Genomic DNA, 25,742 nt, shown 5'->3' on the forward strand with positions numbered 1-25,742 from the left:
TTGGGAACCATCGCGCTCTCCCCTCGCAAACGCGTGTCAGATCTTATGCGCTTTCAAGGGAAACCTGAGAGCGCCATGTCTGCAACTGCTCCAGAACCATCAGGCCATAGTCCCCATTGGCATGATGACCATCCTTCGGATTGGGATGTCGCAGCGCGTCGTGCATAAAGCCCTCGTCATCCAGAGCCGCTGCCGGAATATCCAGAACGGGCACATCCCGACGGGATAATTCCGTTTTCATGATCTCTCGATACCGATTGAAGATGCCAAAGACATATGGATGTGGTCGGCGTGCAAAGAGGCCGTTGTCTCGAAACAGGCCCGGACCAGAGATCACAACGGTTCTAATGTTTTGCCGTTGAAACAACCCAATCAGTTTTAGCACATACTGCTGTTCTGTCAGAACCATCTGCTGAAACACCTGGTGCGAAATCAGTTGATCTGTCTCAAATTCCGGATTCAACGTCAGCTTCTGACGGTTCATTTTATGCACCACGCGCATTGGCCAAAGGGGCATAGACAGGGCCATCACATCCACTTGGGGCATAGCCGGTGGCAACTGTTCAAGGTTCTTTCGAAACTCCGGCGGCAAGATCTCCGCATGGGTCCCTGCATCCCGGAAAAAAGCGGTCGGTAGAAGGTTTCCGATACCCAATGGACGCACAACAATTCCGCTGGGTTCTTTTTTTGCATCTCTCAGCATCTGCAGCCCACGCCCAATCGGGCCAGAGTGAGAGTCTCCTGTGACCATGATCTTCATCGGGCGTCCCCCGAAAATACGTCTAATAATTCTTCGTCGCATCTGATCTGTTCTTCAATTTCTTCCGGTGAAAACTGTGGTGTCGCCTTGACCACCGGGACAGACACGGCGGGTGGCGCGTGTTCTGCAAAGAAGGTTTTCATGACATGTGACACACCATGCGGGGAGACTTCTCTGGCGTCTGGCTCAAAGAAGAACCCCTTCATGAACGGCGACGTGACGATTTCATATGACGGAAAGTAATCCACAAAATCATGGGCTGAAAACAACTGCCCCGCCGCCGCTCGCAACACGCTTTTGGAATACGTGGTTGCCACGGCAACCTGCATGTCGCTTGCCGTCGCCATCAGAGGCACCGGGCTGACCGTAAGTAGAAAGCGCAGATTGGGGTTTACGCCCCGCACAAGCGTAAAAAACGCCTCCATATCCGCAACCACATCCGCAACCGATAGATTGTGGAACTGATAGCGGTTTTCATCAAACGTGCCGCCAGATGTTCCTGGGCACAGGGGAAATGCCGCCCCGTCGGCTTTGTCCAGCCAAGCTTCGGTCAACCCAAGCGTAAATACAAAGACATTCGCCTCTTCAAACAGGGTAGCCACACGCTGCAAATGGTTGGTTTGCAAGGCCAGTGTTTCAGCAACAGTGCCAAAAGGCTCCGGCTCTATTGTAGGGCGAAACGGGTCAACGACCCCTGCCCCCTTTTCCCAATGTGTTTCCTTTGGGGAGAAAATGCCCAAGGCCCTCTGGGCCAATTGAAGCAGTTGGCGTGAGGTATACACATTGCCATAGCGGGCAGAATACATTTCATACCCATAGGAAAGTCGCAGCGCCTTCGGCAACAACTCTGGCGCGGGCTCAGCATCGAGATACCCGAAGCCTTTTTCGCGCATATTTCGCCCGATATGCTGGGCAAAACAGCTCCCCGCAGTGGCCACTTTGGCACCATCCAGTGAAAACCGTTTTACATACCAATCGGGCACATCCAGCGCATGCCGGTTTGAAACTGTTTTTTTCCAATAAGCTTTTTGAGGCTGACGCCGATAAGGGTGGGACATAAATACTGTTCAATATGAGAGTCTAAAAACACACCACCGCCTTAACATGAAAAAAGACACCCCTTCCAAGAATCAGCCAGAATCATGAAAAAATACCAGCCACCCAAATCAAAAATATCAACAAAAGTCCTTTCGCGCAAAAAATAGACAAAACACAAAGTAGTGCTCCAAAAAGCGCAAACGGCTGTCTCGCATGTCGAAAATACAATCGCTTTAAAGTCTGTTGGCGACCCCGGCAGGATTCGAACCTGCAACCTGCCCCTTAGGAGGGATGCGTTCATAGCGCTAATCCTTTTGTGATTCCGTACTGTTGGGTGCTTGTACAGTGTCATCCTGTACGTGGTTTGTACGAAAACGGGCCCTAATGTCGGCCTCATCGGTCTCTGCGTGGGCATAAATCCGCATGGGCAAATTGGGGTCTGACCAACGTCCAGCCTTAGCTGCTGTGACGGGATCGACGCCCTGACGGACAACAAGCTCCGTGAAGAACCCGTGCCGCCCTGCCGGGTGGGCTGAAAGGTACGAGATGCCCGCGCGTTTGCAGATCGTCTTCCAGCGCGTGTTGTAACCGGTGGAGCTCCCATAGCCGAAGATGCGCGCCTTCAAGAGCTTGCCGGTCTTGCGGTTCTTGGGACGTTTGGGAGGCAGTGCGAGTAGCTCGTCCATCATCTGAGGCGAAACGGTGATCCAGCTTTCCGGATGCCCCTTCTGAGCTTTCACGCGGACTTTGTTTTCGTGCGGCCTTAGGTCATCGGGCTCCAAGGACACGGCTTGATCAATCCTTGCAGCCGTCTCAAACATAAAACGCACCAGTGCGGCATTGTATGGGTCGGCGGCACGACAAAATTCCTCGATCCATTCCTTATCAGCTGGTGTGCGCTCGACGCGGCTGAGCTTCCCTCGCCGTTTGTCCTGAGCGATCCGCTCGAACTTGTCGTAGGGTTTCACGCGGATCAGCGGCGTGCCTTCCAGCTCATGCGCGTTGTTGATCACCGCACTCGCGGGCGTCACGATCTCGCGCCACCAGGTATCCGTCGACGCTTTGGGTTTCAGCTTCGGCCCAAGGCTTTTCAGTAACGCGCCAGATATCGCACCTAACGACAGGTCGCCGATCACTTCGACAATCGGGATCAACTGCTTCGCCGCCTTCGGGGACGCGTTGTAGAGCATGATTGCATCAGAGAACGTCTTGCTCGGTTCGTCGCCCACGACATAGCGACGGATCTGACGTTCGGTCTCATGGTTTATCCAGTCCCGTGCGCCCTCTTCTGTAGATGCCTTAGTGCTTCGCCGGTATGGGCCGGCGATTGGCCTGCCGTTGTATTCGATCCACCCCTTGGCCCAGTAGACACGGCCCCGCTTGTAAATTTGGAGCGGCATGACTGGCCTCCTTCAAAAATCGTATCAATCTGCGCGGGCGTGTTCAGCATGGTCCGCCCAAGGCGATAAAAAGCACCCGTCTCATTCGCGCGCTCGCGCAATGTGCGTTCTGAAATATCGATTCCCATCCCGGCCATAACTTCGACCCACTGCGCGGGTGTTTTCCCGAGCCCCAGGATCTGCGAGCTGTCTGAATAGTTGGTCTCTGCCATTTCAGTCGTCCTTGTCCGCTAAAGTTGAATTGGCGACACGCATGAAATCGCTTGTTCTGCACCTTCTGACGTGGTCAGATGGTTCAAATCGTAAATATGTGTCATTTTGTGCTATGCTTATACAAAATTGCGCACTCGTCAATTGGGAAACTTGCATGGTGCGAGATGATGCTGAATTGTTTGCAGAGATTGGCGCTCGCCTCGCGATCTGTCGCAATGAGATAGGCGTCTCGCAGGCTGCTATGGCTGAAGCCATTGGCGTATCACATCGTGCCTATCACAGCTATGAAAAGGGCAAACGCGGCGTCCCGGTCGAGGCCCTCGTCAAGATGCAAAGCCGCTACGATATTGACGTCGCCTGGCTACTGCTCGGCACCAAATCCATTCGGGCTGGGCATGATTTCGAGGCCCTCAAACACATCGAAAGCTCGCTGGATAAGCACCTCACCGACGAGGGCATAAAAATCAAAAGCGAAAAGCGCGGGGCCATCGTGGCCCGTTGGTATCAATCACATGTCGAAGGCCGTGAAGTGACGGATGACGACGTGCACACATGGATCGAGTTGGTAAGGGAGTAATTTGATGAACAAGGCAAGCAAACGCTGGAACATGTTGCGACATTCAGTCTTGGAGCGCACCCGTCGTGAGGTGATTGAACACTTTGGGCCGCTTTACCTGATCTTCCTGGGAACCAGTGCCTTCTACCTGATTGGCTTGGGCCAACTATCATTGGCACAACAGACCGCCGAATACTCGGTTTTGGCTGCCATCATGATTTTTGCAATTGCTGCGGCTGGCTTGGCACTTCCATTTTTGACAGGTGCGGTGCTGACCCTACGCGCGGCCGATCGAAAACTGGAACGTCTCCAACGCGGGTGAACCGATGGCTTTCGGCATCTTCATCCGCCGCAGCGACTCGATCTACGACAACATTCCCTCGGAGCGGTATCAGTTTCCCAAGCAATACCTCTCTCGCGCCCAACAGAGCGAAGGGGATTGGATCATCTACCTGGAGCCAAGCAAGGTCAAAGAGACCAAAGGCTATTTTGCTGTCGCTAAGGTCCAGGAGATCATTCCGGATCCTAGGAAACCGGACATGTTCTTGGCCGTGATTGAGCCGGGAACGTATCTTGATTTCGGCGACCCAGTTTCATTCCGGGACTAGGGCCTGTTGGGCTGAGCGAAAGAACACCCACCGTTCAGAATGATGCAGCTCTGTTCATTCGCCGTATTTTTACGCGCTCATTGGGATCACTCCAAAAAACCCAAGGCTCCCTCTGTTTTTTTTGCAAGCAATGAATTGCTAACGTGACGCCCGATTTATTCGCCCCCCATCATCCGTTCTTTGTTGATCAATTTGCATTACGGATGTTTCCGTTGGTCCGAAGTTCATCTTGCCAAGCCAGGTTTTTCTCCTTGCCCCTCGGTCAATCTCCCAAAGTACGGAGTTGCAGATATTGGGTGAGATGTTGCCATATCCGCTCAGCGTGCTCGGGCTGGGTCTCACTGAGTCTCACAAGACGAATGATCAATGGTTGCGAAGGCAAGACATCGTCGATCCGCACCAACCGCCCTTGCGACAAGTGATCACCAATCAGGGATTGCGGCAGCCAGGCAACGCCAATATCCTTTAGCACCAGTTGCAGCATCGCCAGTGTCAGGGCGGTTTCGGCGACTGTCGACACGGTGGTGTCCTTAGGCAGGCGTGGATTGATCATCCGGGCAAAGACCTGCCCTAGAAAGACCTCAGACGGGTAGCTGATTGTTGGAAGAACCGCTGCGTCGACCTTGTTGCGGACGTTCGGCGTTGCGACCGGGATCAACGTGTCTGTCCCAAGGATCACCGCCTCAAAGGCGTTACCGGATTCGGGTGTTTCATCTCCGGGAAGCGCATACATGATGGCAAAATCAACCTCCCTTGAGATCAGATGCATCAGACATTCATCTTGGTTACCCGACCGTACCCGTGTCGAAACTTGACCCTCTGCGCTCAACGCCAGAACCACTTGCGGCGACACTGTGGTCGTCAGCGCGTGCTGACACACAAAACCCAGTGATTTCGCGGCCTGATCACTGGCGGTCTTCATGCTATGGCGCAACTTGTGAAGCCGCGCACTGAGATCGCGCAATTCGGGTTCAAGCGTCCGCACACCGGGCATCAGGGTGACCGGTTTTCGGCGGCGATCAAACAGTGTCGCACCAATGCTGTCTTCTATGATCCGCACACGGCGGGTAAAGGCCGACTGCGTCAGCAGTCTCTTTTCTGCCGCGCGCGCCAATGAGCCGCCGTCAAGCACTGCCAAAATATCATCTATCCATTCAAGCCGCATGGAATGCAGATAGAACGATCTGCATTAACTTACAATATTTGCAATTTATGAACCGAATTTCGCATTTGGAACCATCTCATCATGAAGGTAAATTGAGCATAGGCAATATTAGGAGTCCCCACATGCATCTCGCCCGCTTTCCCCGCCTGCACCTTGCCCACCTGCCCACACCGCTTGAGCCAATGAAGCGGCTGTCCAAGGAGCTGGGTTGCGAAATCTGGATCAAGCGCGACGATTGCACCGGCATGTCCACCGGTGGCAACAAAACCCGCAAGCTGGAATTCCTGATGGCCGAGGCCGAGGCGCAAGGCGCCGATATGGTGATGACCCAGGGCGCCACCCAGACCAACCATGGCCGCCAGACGGCAGCTTTCGCGGCCAAGCTGGGATTTGATTGCCATATCCTGCTGGAAGACCGGACCGGGTATCAGGACGGAAACTACAACACCAATGGCAACGTCCTGCTGGATCATCTGCATGGTGCCACGACCGAGAAGTTTCCCGGTGGTCACAACATGGTCGAAGAAATGGAAAAGGCCGCCGAGAAGAAGCGCGCCGAGGGGCGCAACGTCTATGTCATCCCCGGCGGCGGCTCGAACCCGACCGGGGCGCTCGGCTATGTTAATGCAGCGTTCGAGCTTCTATCCCAGGCCAATGACCGGGGTCTTCGGATTGACCGACTTGTGCATGCAACCGGGTCGTCGGGGACGCAGGCTGGTTTGGTCACGGGCATGTGCGCGATGAATTCGCTGGTCCCGGTTCTGGGCATCGGCACGCGGGCTCCGCAACCCAAGCAGGAACAGATGGTCTATGATCTGGCCTGCAAAACCGCCGAAAAGCTGGGCTGCGCCGGTGTGGTCAAGCGCGAGGACGTGATGGCCAACACCGATTACGTTGGTGAAGGTTATGGCCTGCCAACCGAAAGCGGAATCGAGGCGATCCGGATGTTTGCCGAGCTGGAAGGCATCCTTCTGGATCCGTGCTATTCGGCCAAGGGCGCGGCGGGCCTGATCGACCTCGCGCGCAAGGGCGAGTTCAAGGACCAGCGCGTGGTGTTCCTGCACACCGGTGGCGCGGCGGCCCTGAGCGGTTACGATTTTGCCTTTGACAATGCGAACCGCTGGGTGAACCTCTAACTAATGAGCCCACAGAGACCAATTGGCATTCTTGGCGGGATGGGGCCCGAGGCCACCATCCTGCTCCAGCGCAAGCTGCTGGCGGCCGTGCCGGCGCGCGACGACAGCGACCATATCCCTTTGCTGATCGACATGAATCCGCAGGTACCATCGCGGATCGCGCATCTGATCGAGGGGACGGGCACGGATCCGGTGCCGACGCTTGCCGATATGGCTCGGCGGCTTGAGGCAGCTGGTGCCGTGGCGCTGGCAATGCCCTGCAACACCGCGCATCACTATGCCGACGCAATCACCGGGGCGGTCGATATCCCGCTTTTGAACATGGTCGAACTTGCGGCGGATCACGCGGCCGGGGCGCTCGGGTCGGGGGGACGTGTCGGCATGCTGGCGTCGCCCGCGGTGCGGCGCACGCAGCTTTACGAAAAGGCGCTGTCGGCGCGGGGGCTTTCTGTCATCTGGCCTTCCAAGTATGACCCCATGCTGGCCGCGGTCCGCACAATCAAGGCCGAAGGCCCGGGCGGCATGGCGCGTGACACGCTTCTAGCGGCCTCGCAGGAGCTTGCCGCTGCCGGGGCGGGCCTGCAATTTGTTGCCTGTTCCGAGTTCTCGCTGATTGCCGACAGTGTGGCACCGGATGCCAATGCCGTCGATACGGTCGATCTGTTGGTGCAGGCAATCATCGCAATAGCACGGTCGGATCGCGACTAGATTACCCCAAAGGACATCCCATGACCCAGATTGAACGTATGCACAGCAACGGCCGGATGAGCCGGATCGTGATCCATGGTGACACCATCTATCTCTGCGGACAGGTTGGCAACGCCGATTCCAGTGTCGCAGATCAGACCCGCGAAACCCTTGCCAAGATCGAGGGTCTTCTGGCCGAGGCCGGCTCGGACAAGACCAGAATCCTGCAGGCAACGATCCGGCTGGCCTCGATGGACGATTTTGCTGAAATGAACGCGATTTGGGACGCTTGGGTGGTTCCCGGCACTGAACCCGCACGTGCCTGCGGCGAAGCCGAGTTGGCGCGGCCCGAACTCAAGGTCGAAATCATCATCACTGCCGCCCGTTAAGGCATCAGCGCGCAAGAAACCCGTTCTGTTACAGAAGGTCCCACAGTTTGCGCGAGGTCGCGTCAAAGGCCTCGGGGTTCGATAGAGCAGATATCGTCAGTGTGGTGCACCATTTGTCGTCTCCAACCGGCACCAGCACCCCATTGACAAGCTCTGTCGAAATAGCGGTTTCGGGCATCCAGGCAAATCCACTGCCTTTCAACAGCCGTCGCTTGATTGTTTCCACCAACCCATCAACATAGATCGTTTCGGCATTTAACGTCTGCCGTTCCACTGTGTTCTCAACCACCATCCCCAGGAACGACGACCTCTCGTAAGCCAGGTAAGGTATGGGTGGACCGTCCCAACTGCCCAGGTCCCACCCATTGGCACGCGCAGGTTCGCTGGCGGCCACGGGAATCAGGCGGTCTGTCAGAATGTCCTTTCGGACAAAGTCGGCCTCGTTAATCATGGGCGAGACCGAGTGGTGATAGTAGCACAGAAGGAAGTCCACCGCCCCTTCGACCAGAAGCTCGCAACAGGTGCTGAGAGAGTCGGACATGACACGGGTGCGCAATTCGGGGATTTGCTTCTGCAGCTTTTCTATGCGAGCCGCCAGAAAATTAACCGATATCGTGTGAAGCACGGAAAACCGGATAAAACGGCTGTCACCGCGATCCGCATCACGCAGCGACTGCCGGGATTCTGAAAGCTGCGAAATTGCCGCCCGAGCGACCGGCAGGAATTGTTCCCCAGCGTCGGTCAATTGCACCGGGTAGGTGGCGCGATTGACCAGGGGGAGACCTACCCAACTCTCCAAAGCTTTGATTCTTCTGCTAAATGCCGATTGCGTGATGTTGCGCTCATTGGAGGCGCGGGTGAAATTCAGTGTCCGGGCGAGGCATTCAAAGTCGCGAAGCCAATTCAAATCCATTCGGTGGGCCTGTCTGATTGATTGCGGCGTTTGGTGAGTGTAATCAAAATTATGCAAAAACAGAATAGTTTGATGAAATGTTCGAATTGGCCCTTTGAAAACCTCCTGATCTAGACCTCTGACAAGACTTCGCCGGGTTGATCGATCACCGGTCTGCAACAGCAGGATAGGTTTGCTGCTTACACGGCTCGTCAGTGAGACGCGCGCGGAAGTCACAAGGAAGCGAAAGAATCGACGCCGGAACTCGGCGCATCTCAACAAAGGAGATTACCATGAGAACCAAACTGAAATCCCTCGGTATGGCGACCGCAGTCGGCATCTTTGCGATGCCCGCGCTCGCGGCTGAAGAGGTCAAAATCGGCGTGCCGTCCTGGACCGGCGCACAAGCCATCGCCCACCTTCTTGGGGCCGTAGTCGAAATGCGCATCGGCGGTAAGGTTGAATATGTGCCGGGCAACAACGCCACGATTTTCCAGGCGATGGACCAGGGCAAGGGCGACATCGACGTACACCCCGATGTCTGGCTGCCCAACCAGGAGAGCTTTACCAAGAAATACGTTGACGGTGCCGGCACCGTGACTCTGTCGTCCAACCCTTATGAAGGTAACCAGGGATTTTGCGTCAGTCAGGATTTCGGCAACAAGATGAACATCACCGATATCGCCGATCTGGGTCGCCCGGATGTTGCTGCGCTGATGGACAGCGATGGCAATGGCAAGGGCGAGATGTGGATCGGCGCGCCGGGCTGGGCCTCGGCCAACGTGAACGAGGTTAAAATCCGCGACTATGGCCTTTTGGATTTCATCGATCCGATCCGCGCCGAGGAAAGCGTCAAGACCGCACGCATCAAGGACAGCATCGCCAAGGGCGAAGGCTATGCGTTCTACTGCTACAAACCGCACGCGGTTTGGTACATGTTCGACGTCAAAATGTTGACCGAGCCGACTTTCGATCCGGCCAAATACGTGATGGTGCAGCCGTCGGATGACCCCGATTGGTACAACAAATCCAGTGTTGCCACCAAGGACGCGCTGAAGAACGTGCAGATTGCATGGTCGAACTCGCTTGAAGGCCGCTCGCCTGCGATTGCGGAATTCTTTGCCAACTTCGCGCTGACAGCCGACGACGTTTCGGGTTTTGCTTACGAAATCAGCGGCAAAGGCCGGGATCCGGCAGAAGTTGCCCGTGAATGGGTAGAAGCCAACCCCGACCGCGTTGACGCCTGGCTGGGCCTGTGATCCGGCCCCAAAAACCTTGCCGACACCGGTGACATTCGGTGTCGGCCTCTTCCCCCCTCCTTTCCTTCTCAAGCTTTGGGATGCCTCGCATGAGCCCTGAACCCGCAGATACCGTCGTGGAAATCTCGAACGTCTGGAAGATTTTCGGTGCGAACCCGCAAGCCGCTCTTCAGGCGATCCGGGACCGGGGCCTTAGCAAGGCCGAGGTCCTGGCCGAAATGGGCGCCGTGGTTGGCGTTGCCGATGTCAGCCTGTCGGTGAAGCGCGGCGAAATCTTTTGCATCATGGGGCTGTCGGGCAGTGGTAAATCCACGCTGGTGCGTCATTTCAACCGCCTGTTGGAACCCACGGCCGGCAAGATCGAAATCGAAGGCACCGACGTGATGGCGCTGGATCCGAAGGCGCTCCAGGCGTTCCGCAATCGCAAGATCGGTATGGTGTTCCAGAACTTTGCCCTGATGCCGCACCGTTCCGTATTGGACAATGTGGCGATGCCGCTGGAAATCCGCCAGGTCGCCAAGAACGAGCGCATGCGTCAGGCCGCCGCCATCCTTGATATCGTCGAGCTGGGCGCCTGGGGGTCAAAATTCGCCCATGAATTGTCCGGCGGCATGCAACAACGTGTCGGCCTGGCACGCGCCCTGGCCGCGAACCCCGATGTCCTGTTGATGGACGAGCCGTTTTCGGCGCTTGACCCTCTGATCCGGCGCCAGTTGCAGGACGAGTTCATCCGCCTGTCCAAGATCCTGAAAAAGACCACGATCTTCATCACCCATGATCTGGATGAAGCGGTCCGCATTGGCGACCGGATCGCGATCATGCGCGATGGCAAGATGGTACAGATTGGCACCGCAGAGGATATCGTCATGCATCCCGCGGATGACTATGTGGCCGATTTCGTCGCCGGGATTTCACGGCTCAAGGTCGTGCACGCCCACGCGGTGATGCAACCGCTTAGCCAGTATACCGCCGCCAACGGACCGGTTCCCAGTGATGTGCCCCGCGTCGACGAAAGCGAAACCTTGAGCAACCTGATCAACATGGCAATTGACGACGAAAAACCCATCCTCGTGCAGGATGGCGGCAAGGACGTGGGCATCATCACCCGCGCCGACCTGCTGCGCACCGTGATCGAAGGGACCGAAGTATCATGAGCAATCTTGACGATCTTGGCGTCAACCCGCTTGAAGACACCGAAAGCGAAGCTGCCTTGGCCTATGCCAAGGAACGCCGTGACAACATTCGCACCTTCGTGCGCACCAGCCCGGATTACTACATCCGGAATTTTGACAAGATCGGTGCCTCGTCGCGGTTCACACCGACCTTCAACCTGATGGCCGGGATTTTCGGCCCGGTCTGGTTCGGGGCCCGTGGGTTATGGTCATGGGCGCTGCCATTTCTGATCCTTGAAACCCTGGGCTTTGTGCAAATCGCGCGCGGTCTGTTCGGCGACCTGGCCGCGGACGCCATGCAGCGCATCGCGTCGATTGAAGGGACGCTGGAACTGCGTCGCAAACAACTTGCTGCGGCAATTGAGAGCGAGTCGGACAAGATTGATGTCTACCGAAGAACCGTCGAATCCCTTGAACAAAACATCGGTGGCATCCGCGCCGAGGCCGATGCGCTTGCCGCCCAGAGCCCCACGATCGTAATGACCGGGATCGTGATCCTGTTGCTGGTCAAGGCCGTGCAATCCATCGTCGCCAACTGGGCGCTCGAGGCGCGGTTTTCCGAATGGCTGTCGGATCGTTCGATCCGCTCGGCAATGCCGAGCACTCATATCGTGTTCAGCGCGGTTTTCATGTTGCTGATCGTCACCGCCGCAATGTTGCATTACAGCTTTCCGGGCCGGTTTTCCCTGCTCAGCCACTTTCCCACCGACCCGGACATTCGTCTGACCAGCATCCAGGGGGTCGAAGACTTCATCGCCTGGTGTGTGCGCAACAGCGAGGCGTTTTTCGACGGGCTGACCTTTGGGATTCGCGCGTTACTCGATGCACTCGAGGTCATCCTAGTCCACACGCCCTGGATCGTCATTGCCAGCCTGATCGTGCTTCTGACATGGCTCACCGCAGGCATTCGCACCGCCATCTATTCCGGCGCCTTTCTGGCCTATATGGGGCTCCTGGGCTTCTGGGAGGGCGCGATGACCACGCTGGCCCTTTTGGGCACAGCGGCCTGTCTGTCCATCGTCATTGGCATCCCGCTCGGTATGTTCGCCGCACGCCGGCCACGGTTTTATGCCTTCATCCAACCGATCATGGATTTCATGCAGACCATGCCGGCCTTTGTCTTCATGGTGCCGGTTATCGCGTTTTTCGGTGTCGGCAAACCGGCGGCGGTTGTAGTCACCATGATCTTTGGTGGCACTCCGGTTGTGCGCCTTACCGTGCTGGGCCTGCGTGGTGTCCCCGAAAGCGTACGTGAGGCGGCAATCAGCTTTGGTGCCAACAAATGGTATCTGCTGACCAAGGTCGACTTGCCACTTGCAAGCCCGTCGATCCGCGCCGGGATCAACCAGACCATCATGCTGTCATTGGCCATGGTGGTGGTGGCCTCGCTGATCGGGGCTAAGGGACTCGGCGAAGACGTTCTGGAAGCGCTGCAATATGCCAATGTCGGACAGGGTATCCTTGCCGGGTTCTCGATCCTGTTCTGTGCCATGATCCTTGATCGTATTGTGCAGGGCGGACGCAAATGACGCCGGTCGTTTTTGTTCACGGCTTTATGGGTGGAAGTCGGCAATGGCAGGGGCAGGCCGATTCCGCGGCTGGGTACGAGGTCATCAGCCTGGATTTGCCGGGATTTGGGGAAAATGCTCATTGCGATGCTCTGGACAGTATTGCCGGCTATGCTGAATGGTCCCTGGACGAACTGAGTACGCGCGGTGTCGAGCGGTTCAACCTGATCGGCCATTCGATGGGCGGGATGGTCGTGCAAGAGATGGTCGCGCGCGCGCCGGAAAGAATCTTGCGACTGGTGCTCTATGGCACCGGTGCAACAGGAATCCTACCGGGCAGGTTTGAGACCATCTGCACCTCCAAACGCCGCGCTCTTGCAGACGGGCCGCAGGCCACAGCCAGACGGATCGCAGCGACCTGGTTTCTTGAGCGGGAAAATGCTGCTGGCTATGAGGGCTGCGCAGCTATCGCCGAACAATGCAGTCTGCCGACCATGCTAAATGGCCTCGATGCGATGGAGAACTGGAGTGGCGTCGAGCGTCTAGAGAACATTGGGACCAGAACATTGGTGATCTGGGGTGACCATGATCGCACCTACCCATGGTGCCAGACCGAGCAATTGTGGCAATCCATTCCCAACGCCAACCTTTTGGTGATGCCGGAATGTGCCCATGCTGCACACTTGGAAAAGCCGTGGCTATTCAACAGTGTACTAAAGGACTTTTTTTCGATCTGACGCAGTGTCGATGCGGGCGCTATGCTTAACAAGCCGTCATTGGCGCAGTCGAAGCGAAGGTCGGGAAAGTCCGCATTGCCGACCTTGATGTGGCGTGCGGCGAAGGTCCGCTGAGCGGATATTTTGTTGAAAAACTCCTCCTTGATTGCGGCCTGAACTGCTGATTCAATTCCCTTATTGATTGGGGGATTTCGCAATGTTGGGACCGAGACAAGAAGCACAGGCAGCCTTGTTCTACGAGTTCTCGCTTGAAAATCATGTTCCGCAAGATCACCTTCTGCGCTCGATTGATCGATTTGTTGATCTGAGCAGCATTCGCGCGCATCTGGCGGATTTCTACAGCCACACGGGCCGTCCTTCCGTTGATCCTGAGTTACTGATCCGGATGCTTCTGGTGGGCTATTGCTTTGGGATACGGTCGGAGCGGCGACTCTGCGAAGAGGTGCATCTGAACCTCGCCTATCGGTGGTTTTGTCGGCTCGATCTAAACGACCGCATTCCGGATCACTCCACCTTCTCCAAGAACCGGCATGGGCGCTTTCGGGAGAGTGAGTTACTGCGGCATTTGTTTGAAACGACTGTCGCCCGCTGTATTGAGGAAGGACTTGCCAGCGGGCAGCGCATGGCCGTTGACGCCAGCCTGATTGAAGCGGATGCCAACAAACAAAACTCAACACCGAAGGAAGAATGGGATGCGTCGACCGTCGATCCTGTCGACGCGCCTCGCGCAGTTCGAGAATATCTCGAGACACTGGATGAGGCGGCGTTCGGCGCAGCGAGCGAGGTTCAGCCCAAGTTCACCCCGCATTCCGATCCGGCCAGTCAGTGGACTGCGGCCCGCAAAGGGCCTGCTTTCTTTAGCTATTCTGACAATTACCTGATCGACACGGATCATGGTGTCATTTTGGACGTGGAACCCACCCGATCCATCCGGCAAGCGGAGGTTGGTTCAACAAAAACCATGCTGTTGCGGGTGAAAGACAAGTTCGACCTGGTCCCCGACTGGATGATCGCTGATACCGCCTATGGCTCGGGCCCGATGCTCGGCTGGCTTGTGGGTCGCAAGATCGATCCTTACATCCCGGTGATCGACAAGGCCGGACGCCCTGACGGCAGCTGGACACGCGCAGACTTCGAATGGGACGCTGAGATTGATCAATATATCTGCCCCAAGGGTCATGCACTCAAACAGTTTCGCCGGAATTACTCCGATCCGAACCGAGGCCCAACGGGCAAAGGCCGCGCGAAGTATCGTGCTCAGAAACTGACCTGCCAGGCTTGCCCATCCAAACACAAGTGCTGCCCCAACGCCGACGCCAGGTCTATCACCCGTGAAGAACACGAAGATGCCCGCCAAGTTGCCAGGGATTTGGCCAAAACTGATGATTATGTGATTGCAATGAAGCGCCGAAAGAAGGTCGAAATACTCTTCGCCCATCTGAAACGCATTCTCGGCCTCAGTCGGCTCCGATTACGCGGACCATGTGGCGCAAATGACGAATTTCTCCTCGCCGCAACCGCCCAAAATCTCCGAAAACTAGCCAAAATCATTCCTGCACCGCAGCAACCCGCCAAATCCTGATAACAAAGCCGCTTGCGCTCAGTTCAGCGCACCACTTTCTGCGCTAGCAACACGTTGTTTTTCAACAGAATCCAGACAAAGCGACACTTCGCTGCAACTGTGCCAATGGCCGCTATCGGAAATCAGCAATGGTCAAAAACGGTCGTTATCGCCGCCGACAGAAATGGTTGGGTTTTGTCACATTCTGCGGTGGGAAAAGGTCCCGGTATGAGCCCAAAGTTCATGCTTCTGCGCGATGAACAAGCGTCGGCCCCTTTATCTTGAGAGAGCGAGCTTGTGCCAGAACCCGTTCACTGCGGTCAAATCTTGAACTCCCAACCCTGATAGGCACGCCACCGTCGTGTTTGCTTGGCTATTTGTCTCGCCTCCAATCAGACAGCCTATTTCCCCAAGATCGGCCTTACTGATCAAACCTTTTGCAAGGGCACGGCTGGGTGCGCCGTATTTGACCGCAGACTCAATTGCATCAACATAAACATCGGCGTTTGTCAGGATGGCCGGATCAATTTCACACTTCGTTGTGTCGTCAGAGCCAACTGAAGTTATGTGTTGCCCGCGTGTAACCCATTCTGCTTGGATCAACGGTTCTTTTGCGCCGGTCGCTGTTACAACGACATCCGATTGTTCGACAGCGGAAGGCAGGTCTCCGGTTTTGAGGATTTCGACATTCGGAAAAGCTTGCCGGAGGTCCCGCACGAGCCCCTCGACGGCGACATCTGAACGGCCCCAGATATTCAAGAATTTGATCGGACGGACCATCATAAGTGCTTCGGCTTGCAAACGCGCCTGCGTTCCTGAGCCAACAATCAGTGCGGAGGCCGCATCTTCGGGCGCAAATAACTTCGCAACCAAAGCTCCGGCAGCAGCGGTTCGGTAGTCTGAGATCAAATGATCGTCTTGCAAGATCGCGAGAGGCTTGCAGGTGTCACTATCGAAGACAGCAATTAGTCCGCTCGACGCTGCTTCGCCCCGATCTGCCAGAACTTGTGACCATCCAGCCATCTTCACTGTGAATATGGGACAGTCCGGCAAAGTAGCGGACTTCACGTGGATATCAGCCAGATCGTTGGGGTGCAGCACATAGACCGGCGCTTGGGCAGTGCCGCCGGATATTGCGCGGAAGGCCGCGTCCGCTGTGGGGATCAAGCTTTCGATATCCAGATATGGCCGGATCGCTTCTGGGCCGAAGAAGGGGATCATGGAGCGATGACCTGGCCTTTGCCCACAAACGCAACCTCGCCAGCGACGGTGACCCGCTCGATGTCGTCCTGCGCTCCAAAGGGGGTTACGATGATCTCACTGGGCCTTCCCATGAAGTGCCCTTGTTTCAGCACAAAGGCCTCGCCCGGTTTCACAAGTCCGTGTTTTAACGCGTATGCGCCGACGACGCCTGCGGCGCTTCCGGTGGCCACATCTTCCATTATCCCGTCATTGTTCCAATGCCGCCCCTCAAATGAGTTGATATCGAAGAGATAGGCGAATTCGGCACCGATGCTTTTCAGCCGATCCTCGAGGTCCGGCACCGTGATGCGCGCTTCAGCCAAGCCGCCATCAACCGGGACAACGAGATATTTCAAACCAGTGGAAATGACCTCCATGGGGGGGAAGCCAATGCGTCCAGATTGAAGGCATGGGCAAAATCAGCTTTTGCATCTACGACGCTCAGCATCTCAGGACGCCCTTGGTCCAATGTGCCCAAGTAGCGACCCTTGCGGTATTCGGTGGTGATTTCCACATACCGTCCACCGTGCAGGTTAAGTGTCCAAACGCGCTTGATCTCACTACCTGCTTGACGGTGCAGCGTACACGCCGCTCCGATAAGGGGGTGACCGGCGAATGGAAGTTCTTCGAAAAGATCGAAGACCCGCGCAGTTATCTGACCAGTACTTTCCGACAGAAAGATCGACTCAAAATGGCGAAGCTCCTGCGTCACGGTCAGCATCTGCTCGCCACTCATCCCGTCGCTATCTGTGAAAACAGCGAGGCTGTTGCCAGCGTAGGGCTTGGTCGCAAAAACATCACAATGGGTGAAGTTGAAGGTTTGATTTAAGGGTGTCATAAAGCATCTGCATAGCGAGGAATCTATATAGATGAATACCTATTCAGATCAGGACTTCGAGTCAATGGCGCAAGCCCTCAGCGCGCTGTCGCACGACAATCGCTTGCGCATTGTTCATTGGCTGGCCAAGCCCGAACAACACTTCCCGCCGCAAGTGGACGGTGACCTGGTGAGTGACGGTGTTTGTGTCGGTTTCATCACCGAGAAGATTGGCCTGAAACAGCCGACAGTGACCAACCACATGAAAGTCCTTCAAGAAGCTGGCTTGGTCAAAAGCAAACGAATTAAGAATTGGGTGTTCTACAAATTGCAAGAAGACCGGCTTCGTCACTTACTTGAGAGCGTGCACGTGTTGACCGGGAGTAAACATTCAACTTGAGTGATCTTGTGCCTGCAAAGCGCGCACACCGGACATAAATCCCTTGCCAGAACCTATGCGCCAAAAACGGTCGTTCTTAGCAGGGCCCAAAGAGCGGACATTTGTGCCCCGCGCAGCATTGGTCAAAATGGTCTCACTGCAGACCCTCGAACCACGCCAACATTTGCAGTTAGATCAAAGCGAATGTCCGGCGCTGCGGTGGCTATCTCTCGCGTCTAACTCTCTTTCAGTCGCTTCTCGGCGTCTTTCGCTAGTTTCCAGCTGGTCTCTAACTCCGCTTGCAGCGTCGCGTAATTCTGCTCCTCGCGCAGCAAGTCGGCCAATGTGGTGACGGACGTGAGATGTGATTTCATCAATAGCGCCACGCAATGCGCCAAGCCATTCACCTTGCTTTCGATCCTGCTGGTCGAGCGTTTCTCCAAGGCGTGCAATTCCTTGGCTGAGCTCTCGCAGGCCGTCACCAACCGTTCGACGGATGCGAGCAATTCGCGTTCCAATGCTGTCAGGGACTGTGTCATCTAGGGTTCCTTGATCTCGATACAGATGACCGGCGTCCCGGCCATGGTGCAGGTCTTCAATTCGGTCCGGTCGGGGTCCAGCGTCACCCATGTCTGCCCAGCCTGTTCGATCCGTGTCAGGCCAAGCCTCGTCATCTCCGAGCGCGTGATCAAGCCCGTCCAAAACCAACTCGCGATCAGCACTGTCGCGATCCAGGATGAGACCATCACCACGATCACCCAGGGTGAGATCGTCAACCAGCGCCTGATCGTCTCGCTCCGCCTCTCCAACTCGCTCCTGCTGTCGCTCAGAAAGAACCTGATATCGGTCTCGATTGTATGCAGCGCGCTGGTCGCAATGCTGCTGAAGTCGCTCCTGAAGCTCTCCAGTTGAGATGCCATCAAGGCGGCGTGGTCGCTGCGTACTGTCTCCAGGTCCGCGTTCAATTTCTCGGCGAGGCGGTTCGGCTTGCCAGTCGTCATGGAAAATCTCTCCTTTCAAACGCCAGCGCTCGCCGGTGTCGGGGTCTTTGGCTGTGATGTAATTCTTGCTGGCACGGGGGATATCAAAGCCTGCATCGGCCAAAGCATCGATCATGCTGGCGCGGTCGGTGATGGTGCCGACGCTGATCTGATCGAGGATCCAATCGTGCAGCGCTTCGCGACCTTGCGCGCGCGTCGGCGCTTCAGTCGTCGCCCTCACTTCGCGAGCGTGATCTGGCTCCAAAGGGTCTGCCCAACCGTGCGTCTTGTTCATCAAATCACGCAGGCTGGAAAAGGCGTTTTCATGGCCTGGCGGTGCGATGTTCAACGCTTTGCCCGTGCTCAGCTCAAGGCGTGGCGTGCAAAAGTGCAGCTCGACATTGCCTTCATGCGAGTGGCGCACCCAGAGACAATCGTATTGATCCCTGTCCAGCCCAGCAAAGGCCAGAGCCTCAAATAGCTCAATGGCCTCTTGCTGGGCGGCGGGACTGGGATCGTCGCTGTCGGCAAAGCTGATCACACCTGCCGTGTAGCTCCATTTGTTGGAGCTCGCATCAATAAGGTCGCGGGTCTGATCGGGATTGCCGTGCAGCACCTCGGGCAGCGGGTCGCGGATCTTGGTTTGCGGCTGGCCGTTGTCATCACGGATCAGATTGCGGTTCTCGTCATAGGCCAGAACTTCGCGCGCGGTCAGGTAGTCGATGGGGGCTGCACCGCCTCCCGTACCGGTGGAGAAGAACGACATGATCATTCGCCAACGTCCGTGTGTGCCGCCACGATCTGCGCCAATTGTCGCTCGATGGCCACAAGCTGCGTCGCGACCTTGAGCGCATCCACCTGGCTCGCGCGGCCGGATTTGACCGCGCCGTTGATCCAGCGGGAGAGCTGATTGAGGTTGCCGCCGACGCGGGCAATCGCAAAGGTCAGCTGCGTGTCAACTCGGGGGACGGGCTTGCGCCGACGCGCCTCGGTCAGCCCCAATGCCTCGCGCATCAGCGTTGCATTGGGCAGGCCAGCGGCGCGCGCCTTGGCCACAAGCGTGGCCTTTTCCGACGGGGTGCATCGAAAGATCACGCTCTCGGAAAGGCCCTCTTTGACGCCGCTTGCGTGCGTTTGGTTGGGGTTTGAAGGGGAGGCTGGCCGCCCCTCACAAGTCCCGCCGATGTAATCGGTGGGTAACCTTGCTCTCTGCTCTTTGTGGAGACCGATCGCACTCATGCGCTAAGCCCCGCCGCTTCGATTTCAGCTGAGCTGACTAGGTTCGCGGCTAGCAAAGCGGTCACTTGGCCGGGTGTTATGTGGCGGCAAAGGGGGTGCTTGTCCGTGACCCAATCGGCCAAACCTTTCAGCAATTCAGCCTCTTTGGCTTTGCCTGCTTCTCGCGCCTCCTCAACCTCCTGAAGGTATTTGAACCAACGGCCAGACGTGAACCAATTGTCGGAGAAGCAAACCCTGGAGCGGGTGAAGCCTTCGCTTTCGGTCGCATAGGTCCGCACGGCTTCCTCGAGGTCTTTAGCATCCACACCATCGGCCAACGCGTGGCGGATTTGTGAGAGGTAAACCGCCTTGCCGCGAATGCGATCTTCGGGATAGGCGGACAAAATCTTTTCTGAAATCTCATCCTCCACCGCCGCCTTCGCGTGCGAAGGATTTGGTTTTTGATATGGTTTATATCTGTTCTTATAGGATTTGCCCTCTGGGGCAGATGGCTTGCCCTCAGGGGCAAATGCATCATTTTCCCTTTCGGTCGGATCCATTTGCCCATTTGGGCAAATGGAGTTTCCCAAGGCATACCAGCAGGTCCGATCATAACGATCATCGCTGAAATTGCCCTTGATGATCAGCTCCGCGCTGACCAGCTTTTCGAGCGCTGTGCGGATCTGCTTCTCGCTCAGATAGGGGAACAACTCGCCAAAGGCCGAGATCGAATTGTAGGTCCAATACCGCCCGTCTCGAAGGTTGCGGCGGTTGGCTTGGTTCTTCTCGATCCAGAGGGTGATGTTCTGGAAAATCACCGCCGCGTTCAGGCCAACACGTCCCGCGATTTCGGGATCAAAGCTATGGCGGCTCATGATTGGCCCCCAAATACGCACAAACGTGCGAATTTTGTACAGGTTTTGTACGAGAAATCGGCCGTTTCAGTCGATTACGGCCCGAAAGCTGACGGGACTTTTTGCAGTCTTCCGCACAACGTCCTGTAAATAAGCCATATTTTTCAGGTGTTTTTGGCGACCCCGGCAGGATTCGAACCTGCAACCTGCCCCTTAGGAGGGGGCTGCTCTATCCAGTTGAGCCACGGAGCCACGCGGGAGCGTTCTAGCCTCGCGTTGAGAGATTGTCATGCAGATATCTGCGCTCAGACCTTGTTGCCAAAGGCCGCGACAACCTCTTCATAGACGGCGCGTTTGAAGGGGACGATGTTGTCCACAAGCTGATCCACCGGAAGCCAGCGCCATTTGGAAAACTCTTGGTGCTCCACCTCGATGGTGACCTGATCATCCGTGCCGTGAAAGCGCATCAGATACCATTTCTGCTTTTGACCGCGATATTTGCCTTTCCAGATCTTGGCCTGAATTTCGCGTGGAAGATCATAGGCAATCCAGCCCTCTGTCTCTGCCTCAATGGTGACCAGATCTGCGGAAACGCCGGTTTCTTCTTCGAGCTCACGCAAGGCTGCCACGCGGGGCTCTTCGCCTTTGTCGATACCGCCCTGCGGCATCTGCCAAGCGGGGGTCTGACTGTCGATGCGCTGACCGACAAAGACATGGCCCGCGCCATTCACAAGCATCACACCCACGTTTTTGCGATAGGGCAGTTGTTCGATCTCTTGCTCGGTCATGATTAAGACTCCTCTCACAGGCGATGTTTCTGTCCTATAGCAGTTTGCGTCTGAGCTGAATCGCTTATTTGCTACCGCTCTCATAGGTCTCTGTAGCGTTTCGGCCTCAACTTGAGACACGAATACCCTGCCATGCCTATGGCATTCTCGGGACATTCGTGTCGCGAGGTGATTGAGGTAGAACCCGAAACACTTTAGCCAAAGCGCCTCCCAACAAAAAAGGCGCCCCATGGGGCGCCTTTGCAATACATTGATCAAGAGGCTTACTCTTTGGGACCCAATGCGGAGAGACCTTTGAGAATATCCAGCGCATAGGCGAGCTGATAATCCTCTTCGCGCAGTTTTGCGGCCTCTTCTGCTTTGGTGCGGTCTTCCTCAATCTGGCGGATTTCATCCTCTGTCAGACTGTCATTGTTGAGGCTGCCACGCAGATCCGCTTCAGAACGAGAGAAGCGGTTGGTTTCTTCCTCGGCGGCTTCCTCTTCAGGCTGACGGCGCGGTTGTTCCACAACGATGTCCGGGCTGACACCCAGCGCCTGAATGGAGCGGCCAGACGGCGTGTAATAGCGCGCCGTGGTCAGGCGCATCGCCCCATCGCCGCGCAATGGCATCACGGTCTGTACAGACCCTTTGCCGAAGCTCTTAGTACCCACAACAATTGCGCGGCGGTGATCCTGAAGCGCGCCGGCCACAATCTCGGAGGCAGAGGCGGAGCCACCGTTGATCAGCACCACAATCGGCTTGCCTTCGGCCAAATCGCCCGGCGTGGCGTTATAGCGCTCCCCGTCCTGCGGGTTGCGGCCACGTGTGGAGACGATCTCGCCTTTCTCAAGGAAACTGTCAGACACGGTGATCGCCTGCGTCAGCAGACCGCCGGGGTTGTTGCGCAGATCAAGCACGATGCCATTCACGTTGTCCAGACCGCCCAGCGCCTCGACCTGCTCTGCAAAGCCTGCTTCGAGGTTTGGCGTGGTCTGATCGTTGAAGGTGGTCACACGCAGCACGACGCTGTCGCCTTCGGTACGGGAGCGCACGGCGGTCAGCTTAATGGTGTCGCGGATGATGGTGACGTCAAACGGCTCTGGCTCGCCTTCACGCACCACGGTGATCACGATCTCGCTGCCCACAGGGCCGCGCATCTTTTCCACCGCTTCATCAAGATTAAGCCCCAGCACGCTTTCGCCATCCACATGGGTGATGTAATCGCCCGCTTCGATCCCTGCGGCATCGGCTGGCGTGTCATCAATCGGGGAGACAACTTTCACAAAGCCCTCTTCCTGTGTGACTTCGATGCCCAGGCCGCCAAATTCGCCCCGCGTCTGCACCCGCATGTCATCCGCATCATCCGGCGACAGATAGCTGGAGTGCGGATCCAACGAGGTCAGCATGCCGTTGATGGCCGCCTCGATCAGGTCCCCCTCATCGACTTCTTCGACATATTGAATGCGGATCCGCTCAAAGATGTCGCCAAACAGATCAAGCTGTTCATAGACATTGGTCTTGCGCTCGCTTTCCTGAGCCAAAAGCGGCCCGGCCACCTGGGTGGTGACCAAAAGCCCGGCCACGATGCCTCCCGCAGCGGCGGCGACGAATTTCTTCATTGCTTATCCATCCTCATTCACTTGGAACCACGTTGCCGGGTCCACGGGCGATTTGCCCTCTCTGATCTCTATATAGAGCGTTTCTGTGCGCCCATTGCCAGAGGCTTCACCAGACTGTGAGAGAATAGCGCCGCTTTCCAGCGCATTTCCTCCCATCAACCCCACGGGCGCGCCTTCGGCAAGCACTTCACCGACATCGCCATAGACCTGCGCCAACCCGGCCAATATGAACAATACACCCGGTTGCGGCTCAAGGATCATCACATTGCCGAAATCCAGCAAAGGTCCGCGATAGCGAATGGTTGCCGGTGTCGGGGTGACGACCAGCGCATTGGGACGTGTGGCCAGCACAATGCCCGGGCGCCGGATGCCTGCGGCATCTGCTTCGCCTGCGGCACGCAGCACGGTTGCCGCCACTGGCAGCGGCAATGTGCCCTTGCGCGTGGTCACATCCGGCAAGGCGATATCTTCAAGGCCTTCGACCTGAAGATCGACCAGCGCACTGGCGAACCCTTCCAGGGTTTCGGTGGAGGCAATCAGCAAAGCGGTTTGCACCGGATCCTCAGAAAAACGGAGCGGTGGGTCCACCCGATCGGCGATGGCCTTGCTGAGTGCGGTGCGCGCATCCTGTGCCCCGGCCAGCCCCTGCTGCAATGTCTCTGCCGCGCCTTCCTGCAGGCTGCGCAGGATGGTGACTTCTTCAAGATCCCGGCGCAGCTGTGCCGCCTGGCGTTCCAGTGCAGGGGTGACATCGGCCACGATCATCCCCGAACGCGCCGTTCCCATCGGGCCGCCGGGGTGCACCATGATCACTTCGGCTGGGCCGGTACTCATGTTCTGCAACACGCCCAAAAGCCGTGCGATTTCGGCCTCTTGCGCCTTGAGTTGTTTGGACAGCTGCGCTTCGCGGATCGAGGCCCGGCGCAGCCCGGCGCGCAGCGCGGTCAGCCCTTCCTCATAGGCATGTACCACCCCGGTCAGGGATTTCACCTGATCACGGCTGCTTGAGGCCTGCGCCAATGCAACAGACGCCGCTTCCAATTGATCGGCCGCGAGCCGCGCGGCCTCGGCCGGATCGGTCTGCGCCATGGCAGGAGCACTGAAGGCGCAGGCCATCAGCAGCGCCAGAATATGGCCGCGCACCCTGTTCAAGCGATCAGGCTCTCACCGGTCATTTCGGCGGGCTGCGCCAGCCCCATGAGCTGTAGCAGTGTAGGGGCCAGATCCGCCAGACGCCCGGCGCGCAGGGTGGCGCCTTCTGGGCCATTCACCAGCACCACAGGCACAAGATTGGTGGTGTGAGCCGTATGTGGCCCGCCGGTTTGCGGATCCACCATCACTTCGCAATTGCCGTGATCTGCGGTGACAATCATGGTGCCGCCCACCTTCTCAAGCGCGGCACGTACCTGCCCCAGCCCGCGATCCACCGCCTCACAGGCGGCCATTGCGGCCTCAAGGCTACCGGTGTGGCCGACCATGTCTGGGTTGGCATAGTTGGTCACGATCAGATCATAGCCCTGCGCAATCGCGGCCACGAATTTCTCGGTGACCTCATCGGCGCTCATTTCAGGCTGAAGGTCATAGGTCGCCACTTTGGGCGAGAGAGGCATAAAGCGGTCTTCGCCTTGTGAAGGCGTCTCTTCTCCGCCATTCAGGAAGAAGGTGACATGCGGATATTTTTCTGTTTCGGCCAGACGGAACTGGGTCTTGCCCTGTTTGGCGACCCACTCGCCCAGCGTGTTGACAATCTCCTGTTTCGGATAAGCCGTGGTCATATACTGATTATGCCTATCGGAGTAATCGACCATGCCCAGAACGGCGGCCCAAGCCGGACGTCCGGTGACGTCAAACGCGTCAAAACCCGGCTGCGCCAATGCGGCAAGGATTTCGCGGGCACGGTCGGCACGGAAGTTCAGACAGAAAAATCCGTCTCCGTCTTTGGCCCCAGCATAATCGCCGATCACAGTGGCCGCGATGAACTCATCGCTTTCCTCACGCGCATAAGCCGCTTCGATTGCCGAGGTCGCATCTGTGGCGCGCTGCACACCGTCGGCTTTGGTCCAGGCCGTATAGGCTTGCGACACACGCTCCCAGCGGTTGTCCCGGTCCATGGCGTAATACCGTCCAGTCACCGTACCAACAGAGGCCCCCTCGGGCATCTGAGACAGCAGCGTTTCAAAATAGCCAAGCGCAGATTTGGGGGCCACATCACGTCCATCGGTGATGGCATGCAACACGACCGGCACACCGGCCGCTGCGATGGCCTTGATCGCGGCGAGCACATGGGTGATGTGCCCATGCACGCCCCCATCGGAAACAACCCCCATCAGATGGGCAGTGCCGCCGGTTGCCTTCAGCCTGTCAATAAAGGCAACAAGCGCCTCATTATCAAAGAACGACCCATCTTCGATGGCCAGATCAATCTGCCCCAGATCCATCGCCACAACCCGGCCCGCGCCGATATTGGTATGGCCCACTTCAGAGTTGCCCATCTGCCCGCTTGGCAGGCCGACATCCGGGCCATGGGTGATCAGCGTGGCATTGGGACCATCCGCCATCATGGCATCAAAATGCGGGGTCTTGGCAAGGTAAGGCGCATTGGCCTCGGTGGCATCAGACAGGCCCCAGCCGTCCAGAATACACAAAACAACGGGCTTGGAAGGAAGGGGGGATGCCATAATCTGTCTGCTCCAACTGTCACTCCCGTGCGTTCTACATGGGCCGTGGCGGCGAAGGAACCGGTTTTGTGAAACTTTGCCAAGAGGATTGGGAAGTGGTGAAC

27 protein-coding genes and 1 tRNA gene are annotated in these 25,742 nt (G+C 57.0%); 12 read left to right on the forward strand and 16 right to left on the reverse strand.

Features of this window, described 5'->3' with window-relative positions; genetic code table 11:
* Nucleotides 1-43: 43 nt before the first annotated feature.
* The 3 genes from SHM7688_RS02875 to SHM7688_RS02885 all read right to left on the reverse strand — a co-directional run bounded on the left by SHM7688_RS02875 (nucleotide 44) and on the right by SHM7688_RS02885 (nucleotide 3,198).
* A complete protein-coding gene (locus tag SHM7688_RS02875) occupies nucleotides 44-760 on the reverse strand; it encodes an SGNH/GDSL hydrolase family protein (protein ID WP_058238505.1) in 717 nt (238 codons plus the stop codon).
* Entirely contained in the window at nucleotides 757-1,818 is a 1,062-nt protein-coding gene (locus SHM7688_RS02880; RefSeq protein WP_058238506.1) for a GSCFA domain-containing protein, read from the reverse strand. The genes SHM7688_RS02875 and SHM7688_RS02880 overlap by 4 nt, the downstream gene beginning before the upstream one ends.
* A 285-nt stretch (nucleotides 1,819-2,103) precedes the next feature.
* Complete coding sequence (locus SHM7688_RS02885; protein WP_058238507.1) at nucleotides 2,104-3,198, reverse strand: tyrosine-type recombinase/integrase; 1,095 nt, start codon at nucleotides 3,196-3,198, stop codon at nucleotides 2,104-2,106.
* A gap of 367 nt (nucleotides 3,199-3,565) precedes the next feature.
* Between SHM7688_RS02885 and SHM7688_RS02890 the strand changes: the two genes are divergently transcribed.
* Genes SHM7688_RS02890 through SHM7688_RS02900 form a run of 3 tightly spaced genes read left to right on the forward strand, consistent with a single transcriptional unit; the run spans nucleotide 3,566 to nucleotide 4,575 of the window.
* Nucleotides 3,566-3,988, forward strand: coding sequence for a helix-turn-helix domain-containing protein (locus tag SHM7688_RS02890; RefSeq protein ID WP_058238508.1), 423 nt, complete (start codon nucleotides 3,566-3,568; stop codon nucleotides 3,986-3,988).
* A 4-nt stretch (nucleotides 3,989-3,992) separates the two neighbouring features.
* Entirely contained in the window at nucleotides 3,993-4,289 is a 297-nt protein-coding gene (locus tag SHM7688_RS02895; RefSeq protein ID WP_058238509.1) for a hypothetical protein, read from the forward strand.
* Nucleotides 4,290-4,293: 4 nt separating this feature from the next.
* Nucleotides 4,294-4,575: a hypothetical protein gene (locus tag SHM7688_RS02900; RefSeq protein ID WP_223229164.1), complete on the forward strand. Its 282-nt coding sequence runs from the start codon at nucleotides 4,294-4,296 to the stop codon at nucleotides 4,573-4,575.
* A gap of 262 nt (nucleotides 4,576-4,837) precedes the next feature.
* Here the strand turns inward: SHM7688_RS02900 and SHM7688_RS02905 are convergent, their stop codons facing one another.
* Entirely contained in the window at nucleotides 4,838-5,740 is a 903-nt protein-coding gene (locus SHM7688_RS02905; protein WP_058238510.1) for a LysR family transcriptional regulator, read from the reverse strand.
* A 122-nt stretch (nucleotides 5,741-5,862) separates the two neighbouring features.
* Between SHM7688_RS02905 and cuyA the strand changes: the two genes are divergently transcribed.
* Genes cuyA through SHM7688_RS02920 form a run of 3 tightly spaced genes read left to right on the forward strand, consistent with a single transcriptional unit; the run spans nucleotide 5,863 to nucleotide 7,952 of the window.
* Nucleotides 5,863-6,876 (forward strand): D-cysteate sulfo-lyase, encoded by a 1,014-nt coding sequence (gene cuyA, locus SHM7688_RS02910; RefSeq protein WP_058238511.1) that lies wholly within the window; start codon nucleotides 5,863-5,865, stop codon nucleotides 6,874-6,876.
* Between the two features lie 3 nt (nucleotides 6,877-6,879).
* Nucleotides 6,880-7,584 (forward strand): cysteate racemase, encoded by a 705-nt coding sequence (cuyB, locus tag SHM7688_RS02915; protein WP_058238512.1) that lies wholly within the window; start codon nucleotides 6,880-6,882, stop codon nucleotides 7,582-7,584.
* Nucleotides 7,585-7,604: 20 nt separating this feature from the next.
* The gene (locus SHM7688_RS02920; RefSeq protein ID WP_058238513.1) at nucleotides 7,605-7,952 is read left to right on the forward strand and encodes a RidA family protein; all 348 of its coding nucleotides are present in this window, start codon (nucleotides 7,605-7,607) and stop codon (nucleotides 7,950-7,952) included.
* Nucleotides 7,953-7,980: 28 nt separating this feature from the next.
* Here SHM7688_RS02920 and SHM7688_RS02925 read toward each other — a convergent pair whose 3' ends face one another.
* The gene (locus SHM7688_RS02925; protein WP_058238514.1) at nucleotides 7,981-8,865 is read right to left on the reverse strand and encodes a LysR family transcriptional regulator; all 885 of its coding nucleotides are present in this window, start codon (nucleotides 8,863-8,865) and stop codon (nucleotides 7,981-7,983) included.
* A gap of 272 nt (nucleotides 8,866-9,137) precedes the next feature.
* Here SHM7688_RS02925 and SHM7688_RS02930 point away from each other — a divergent pair, with 272 nt between their 5' ends.
* The 5 genes from SHM7688_RS02930 (at nucleotide 9,138) to SHM7688_RS02950 (ending at nucleotide 15,102) form a co-directional block, all read left to right on the forward strand.
* Nucleotides 9,138-10,103, forward strand: coding sequence for an ABC transporter substrate-binding protein (locus tag SHM7688_RS02930; protein ID WP_058238515.1), 966 nt, complete (start codon nucleotides 9,138-9,140; stop codon nucleotides 10,101-10,103).
* An 89-nt stretch (nucleotides 10,104-10,192) separates the two neighbouring features.
* On the forward strand, nucleotides 10,193-11,257 hold the full coding sequence (locus SHM7688_RS02935; protein WP_058238967.1) for a quaternary amine ABC transporter ATP-binding protein: 1,065 nt from the start codon (nucleotides 10,193-10,195) through the stop codon (nucleotides 11,255-11,257).
* Nucleotides 11,254-12,804, forward strand: coding sequence for an ABC transporter permease subunit (locus SHM7688_RS02940; RefSeq protein ID WP_058238516.1), 1,551 nt, complete (start codon nucleotides 11,254-11,256; stop codon nucleotides 12,802-12,804). Before SHM7688_RS02935 ends, SHM7688_RS02940 begins: the two co-directional genes overlap by 4 nt.
* The gene (locus SHM7688_RS02945; protein ID WP_058238517.1) at nucleotides 12,801-13,520 is read left to right on the forward strand and encodes an alpha/beta fold hydrolase; all 720 of its coding nucleotides are present in this window, start codon (nucleotides 12,801-12,803) and stop codon (nucleotides 13,518-13,520) included. The genes SHM7688_RS02940 and SHM7688_RS02945 overlap by 4 nt, the downstream gene beginning before the upstream one ends.
* 196 nt (nucleotides 13,521-13,716) lie before the next feature.
* Nucleotides 13,717-15,102: an IS1182 family transposase gene (locus SHM7688_RS02950; protein ID WP_058238518.1), complete on the forward strand. Its 1,386-nt coding sequence runs from the start codon at nucleotides 13,717-13,719 to the stop codon at nucleotides 15,100-15,102.
* A 255-nt stretch (nucleotides 15,103-15,357) separates the two neighbouring features.
* On the opposite strand, the gene SHM7688_RS02955 is transcribed toward SHM7688_RS02950, so the two are convergent.
* The 3 genes from SHM7688_RS02955 to SHM7688_RS20130 are packed head-to-tail and all read right to left on the reverse strand — an operon-like array spanning nucleotide 15,358 to nucleotide 17,161.
* Nucleotides 15,358-16,302, reverse strand: a complete 945-nt coding sequence (locus SHM7688_RS02955) for an ornithine cyclodeaminase family protein (RefSeq protein ID WP_058238519.1) — start codon at nucleotides 16,300-16,302, stop codon at nucleotides 15,358-15,360.
* Nucleotides 16,299-16,700, reverse strand: coding sequence for a PhzF family phenazine biosynthesis protein (locus SHM7688_RS20125; protein ID WP_199556607.1), 402 nt, complete (start codon nucleotides 16,698-16,700; stop codon nucleotides 16,299-16,301). The genes SHM7688_RS02955 and SHM7688_RS20125 overlap by 4 nt, the downstream gene beginning before the upstream one ends.
* Complete coding sequence (locus tag SHM7688_RS20130; RefSeq protein ID WP_199556608.1) at nucleotides 16,676-17,161, reverse strand: PhzF family phenazine biosynthesis protein; 486 nt, start codon at nucleotides 17,159-17,161, stop codon at nucleotides 16,676-16,678. The genes SHM7688_RS20125 and SHM7688_RS20130 overlap by 25 nt, the downstream gene beginning before the upstream one ends.
* 31 nt (nucleotides 17,162-17,192) lie before the next feature.
* Here SHM7688_RS20130 and SHM7688_RS02965 point away from each other — a divergent pair, with 31 nt between their 5' ends.
* On the forward strand, nucleotides 17,193-17,540 hold the full coding sequence (locus tag SHM7688_RS02965) for an ArsR/SmtB family transcription factor (RefSeq protein WP_083498887.1): 348 nt from the start codon (nucleotides 17,193-17,195) through the stop codon (nucleotides 17,538-17,540).
* 174 nt (nucleotides 17,541-17,714) lie between these two features.
* Here SHM7688_RS02965 and SHM7688_RS02970 read toward each other — a convergent pair whose 3' ends face one another.
* The 8 genes from SHM7688_RS02970 to gpmI all read right to left on the reverse strand — a co-directional run bounded on the left by SHM7688_RS02970 (nucleotide 17,715) and on the right by gpmI (nucleotide 25,638).
* Entirely contained in the window at nucleotides 17,715-19,271 is a 1,557-nt protein-coding gene (locus SHM7688_RS02970; RefSeq protein WP_058238521.1) for a relaxase family protein, read from the reverse strand.
* Nucleotides 19,268-19,594, reverse strand: a complete 327-nt coding sequence (locus SHM7688_RS02975; RefSeq protein WP_223229163.1) for a plasmid mobilization protein — start codon at nucleotides 19,592-19,594, stop codon at nucleotides 19,268-19,270. Before SHM7688_RS02975 ends, SHM7688_RS02970 begins: the two co-directional genes overlap by 4 nt.
* Nucleotides 19,595-19,734: 140 nt before the next feature.
* Nucleotides 19,735-20,592, reverse strand: a complete 858-nt coding sequence (locus SHM7688_RS02980; protein WP_058238522.1) for a hypothetical protein — start codon at nucleotides 20,590-20,592, stop codon at nucleotides 19,735-19,737.
* 154 nt (nucleotides 20,593-20,746) lie between these two features.
* A tRNA-Arg gene (locus tag SHM7688_RS02985) sits at nucleotides 20,747-20,823 on the reverse strand.
* A 53-nt stretch (nucleotides 20,824-20,876) separates the two neighbouring features.
* Nucleotides 20,877-21,359, reverse strand: a complete 483-nt coding sequence (locus SHM7688_RS02990; RefSeq protein ID WP_058238523.1) for an RNA pyrophosphohydrolase — start codon at nucleotides 21,357-21,359, stop codon at nucleotides 20,877-20,879.
* Between the two features lie 263 nt (nucleotides 21,360-21,622).
* Nucleotides 21,623-22,960, reverse strand: coding sequence for a S41 family peptidase (locus tag SHM7688_RS02995; RefSeq protein ID WP_058238524.1), 1,338 nt, complete (start codon nucleotides 22,958-22,960; stop codon nucleotides 21,623-21,625).
* A gap of 3 nt (nucleotides 22,961-22,963) precedes the next feature.
* The gene (locus tag SHM7688_RS03000; protein WP_058238969.1) at nucleotides 22,964-24,076 is read right to left on the reverse strand and encodes a murein hydrolase activator EnvC family protein; all 1,113 of its coding nucleotides are present in this window, start codon (nucleotides 24,074-24,076) and stop codon (nucleotides 22,964-22,966) included.
* Between the two features lie 32 nt (nucleotides 24,077-24,108).
* Nucleotides 24,109-25,638, reverse strand: a complete 1,530-nt coding sequence (gene gpmI, locus SHM7688_RS03005) for a 2,3-bisphosphoglycerate-independent phosphoglycerate mutase (protein WP_058238525.1) — start codon at nucleotides 25,636-25,638, stop codon at nucleotides 24,109-24,111.
* Nucleotides 25,639-25,742: the final 104 nt, after the last annotated feature.

The sequence above is a fragment of the Shimia marina genome, from assembly GCF_001458175.1.
In the GTDB taxonomy this organism is placed as follows: Bacteria; Pseudomonadota; Alphaproteobacteria; order Rhodobacterales; family Rhodobacteraceae; genus Shimia; species Shimia marina.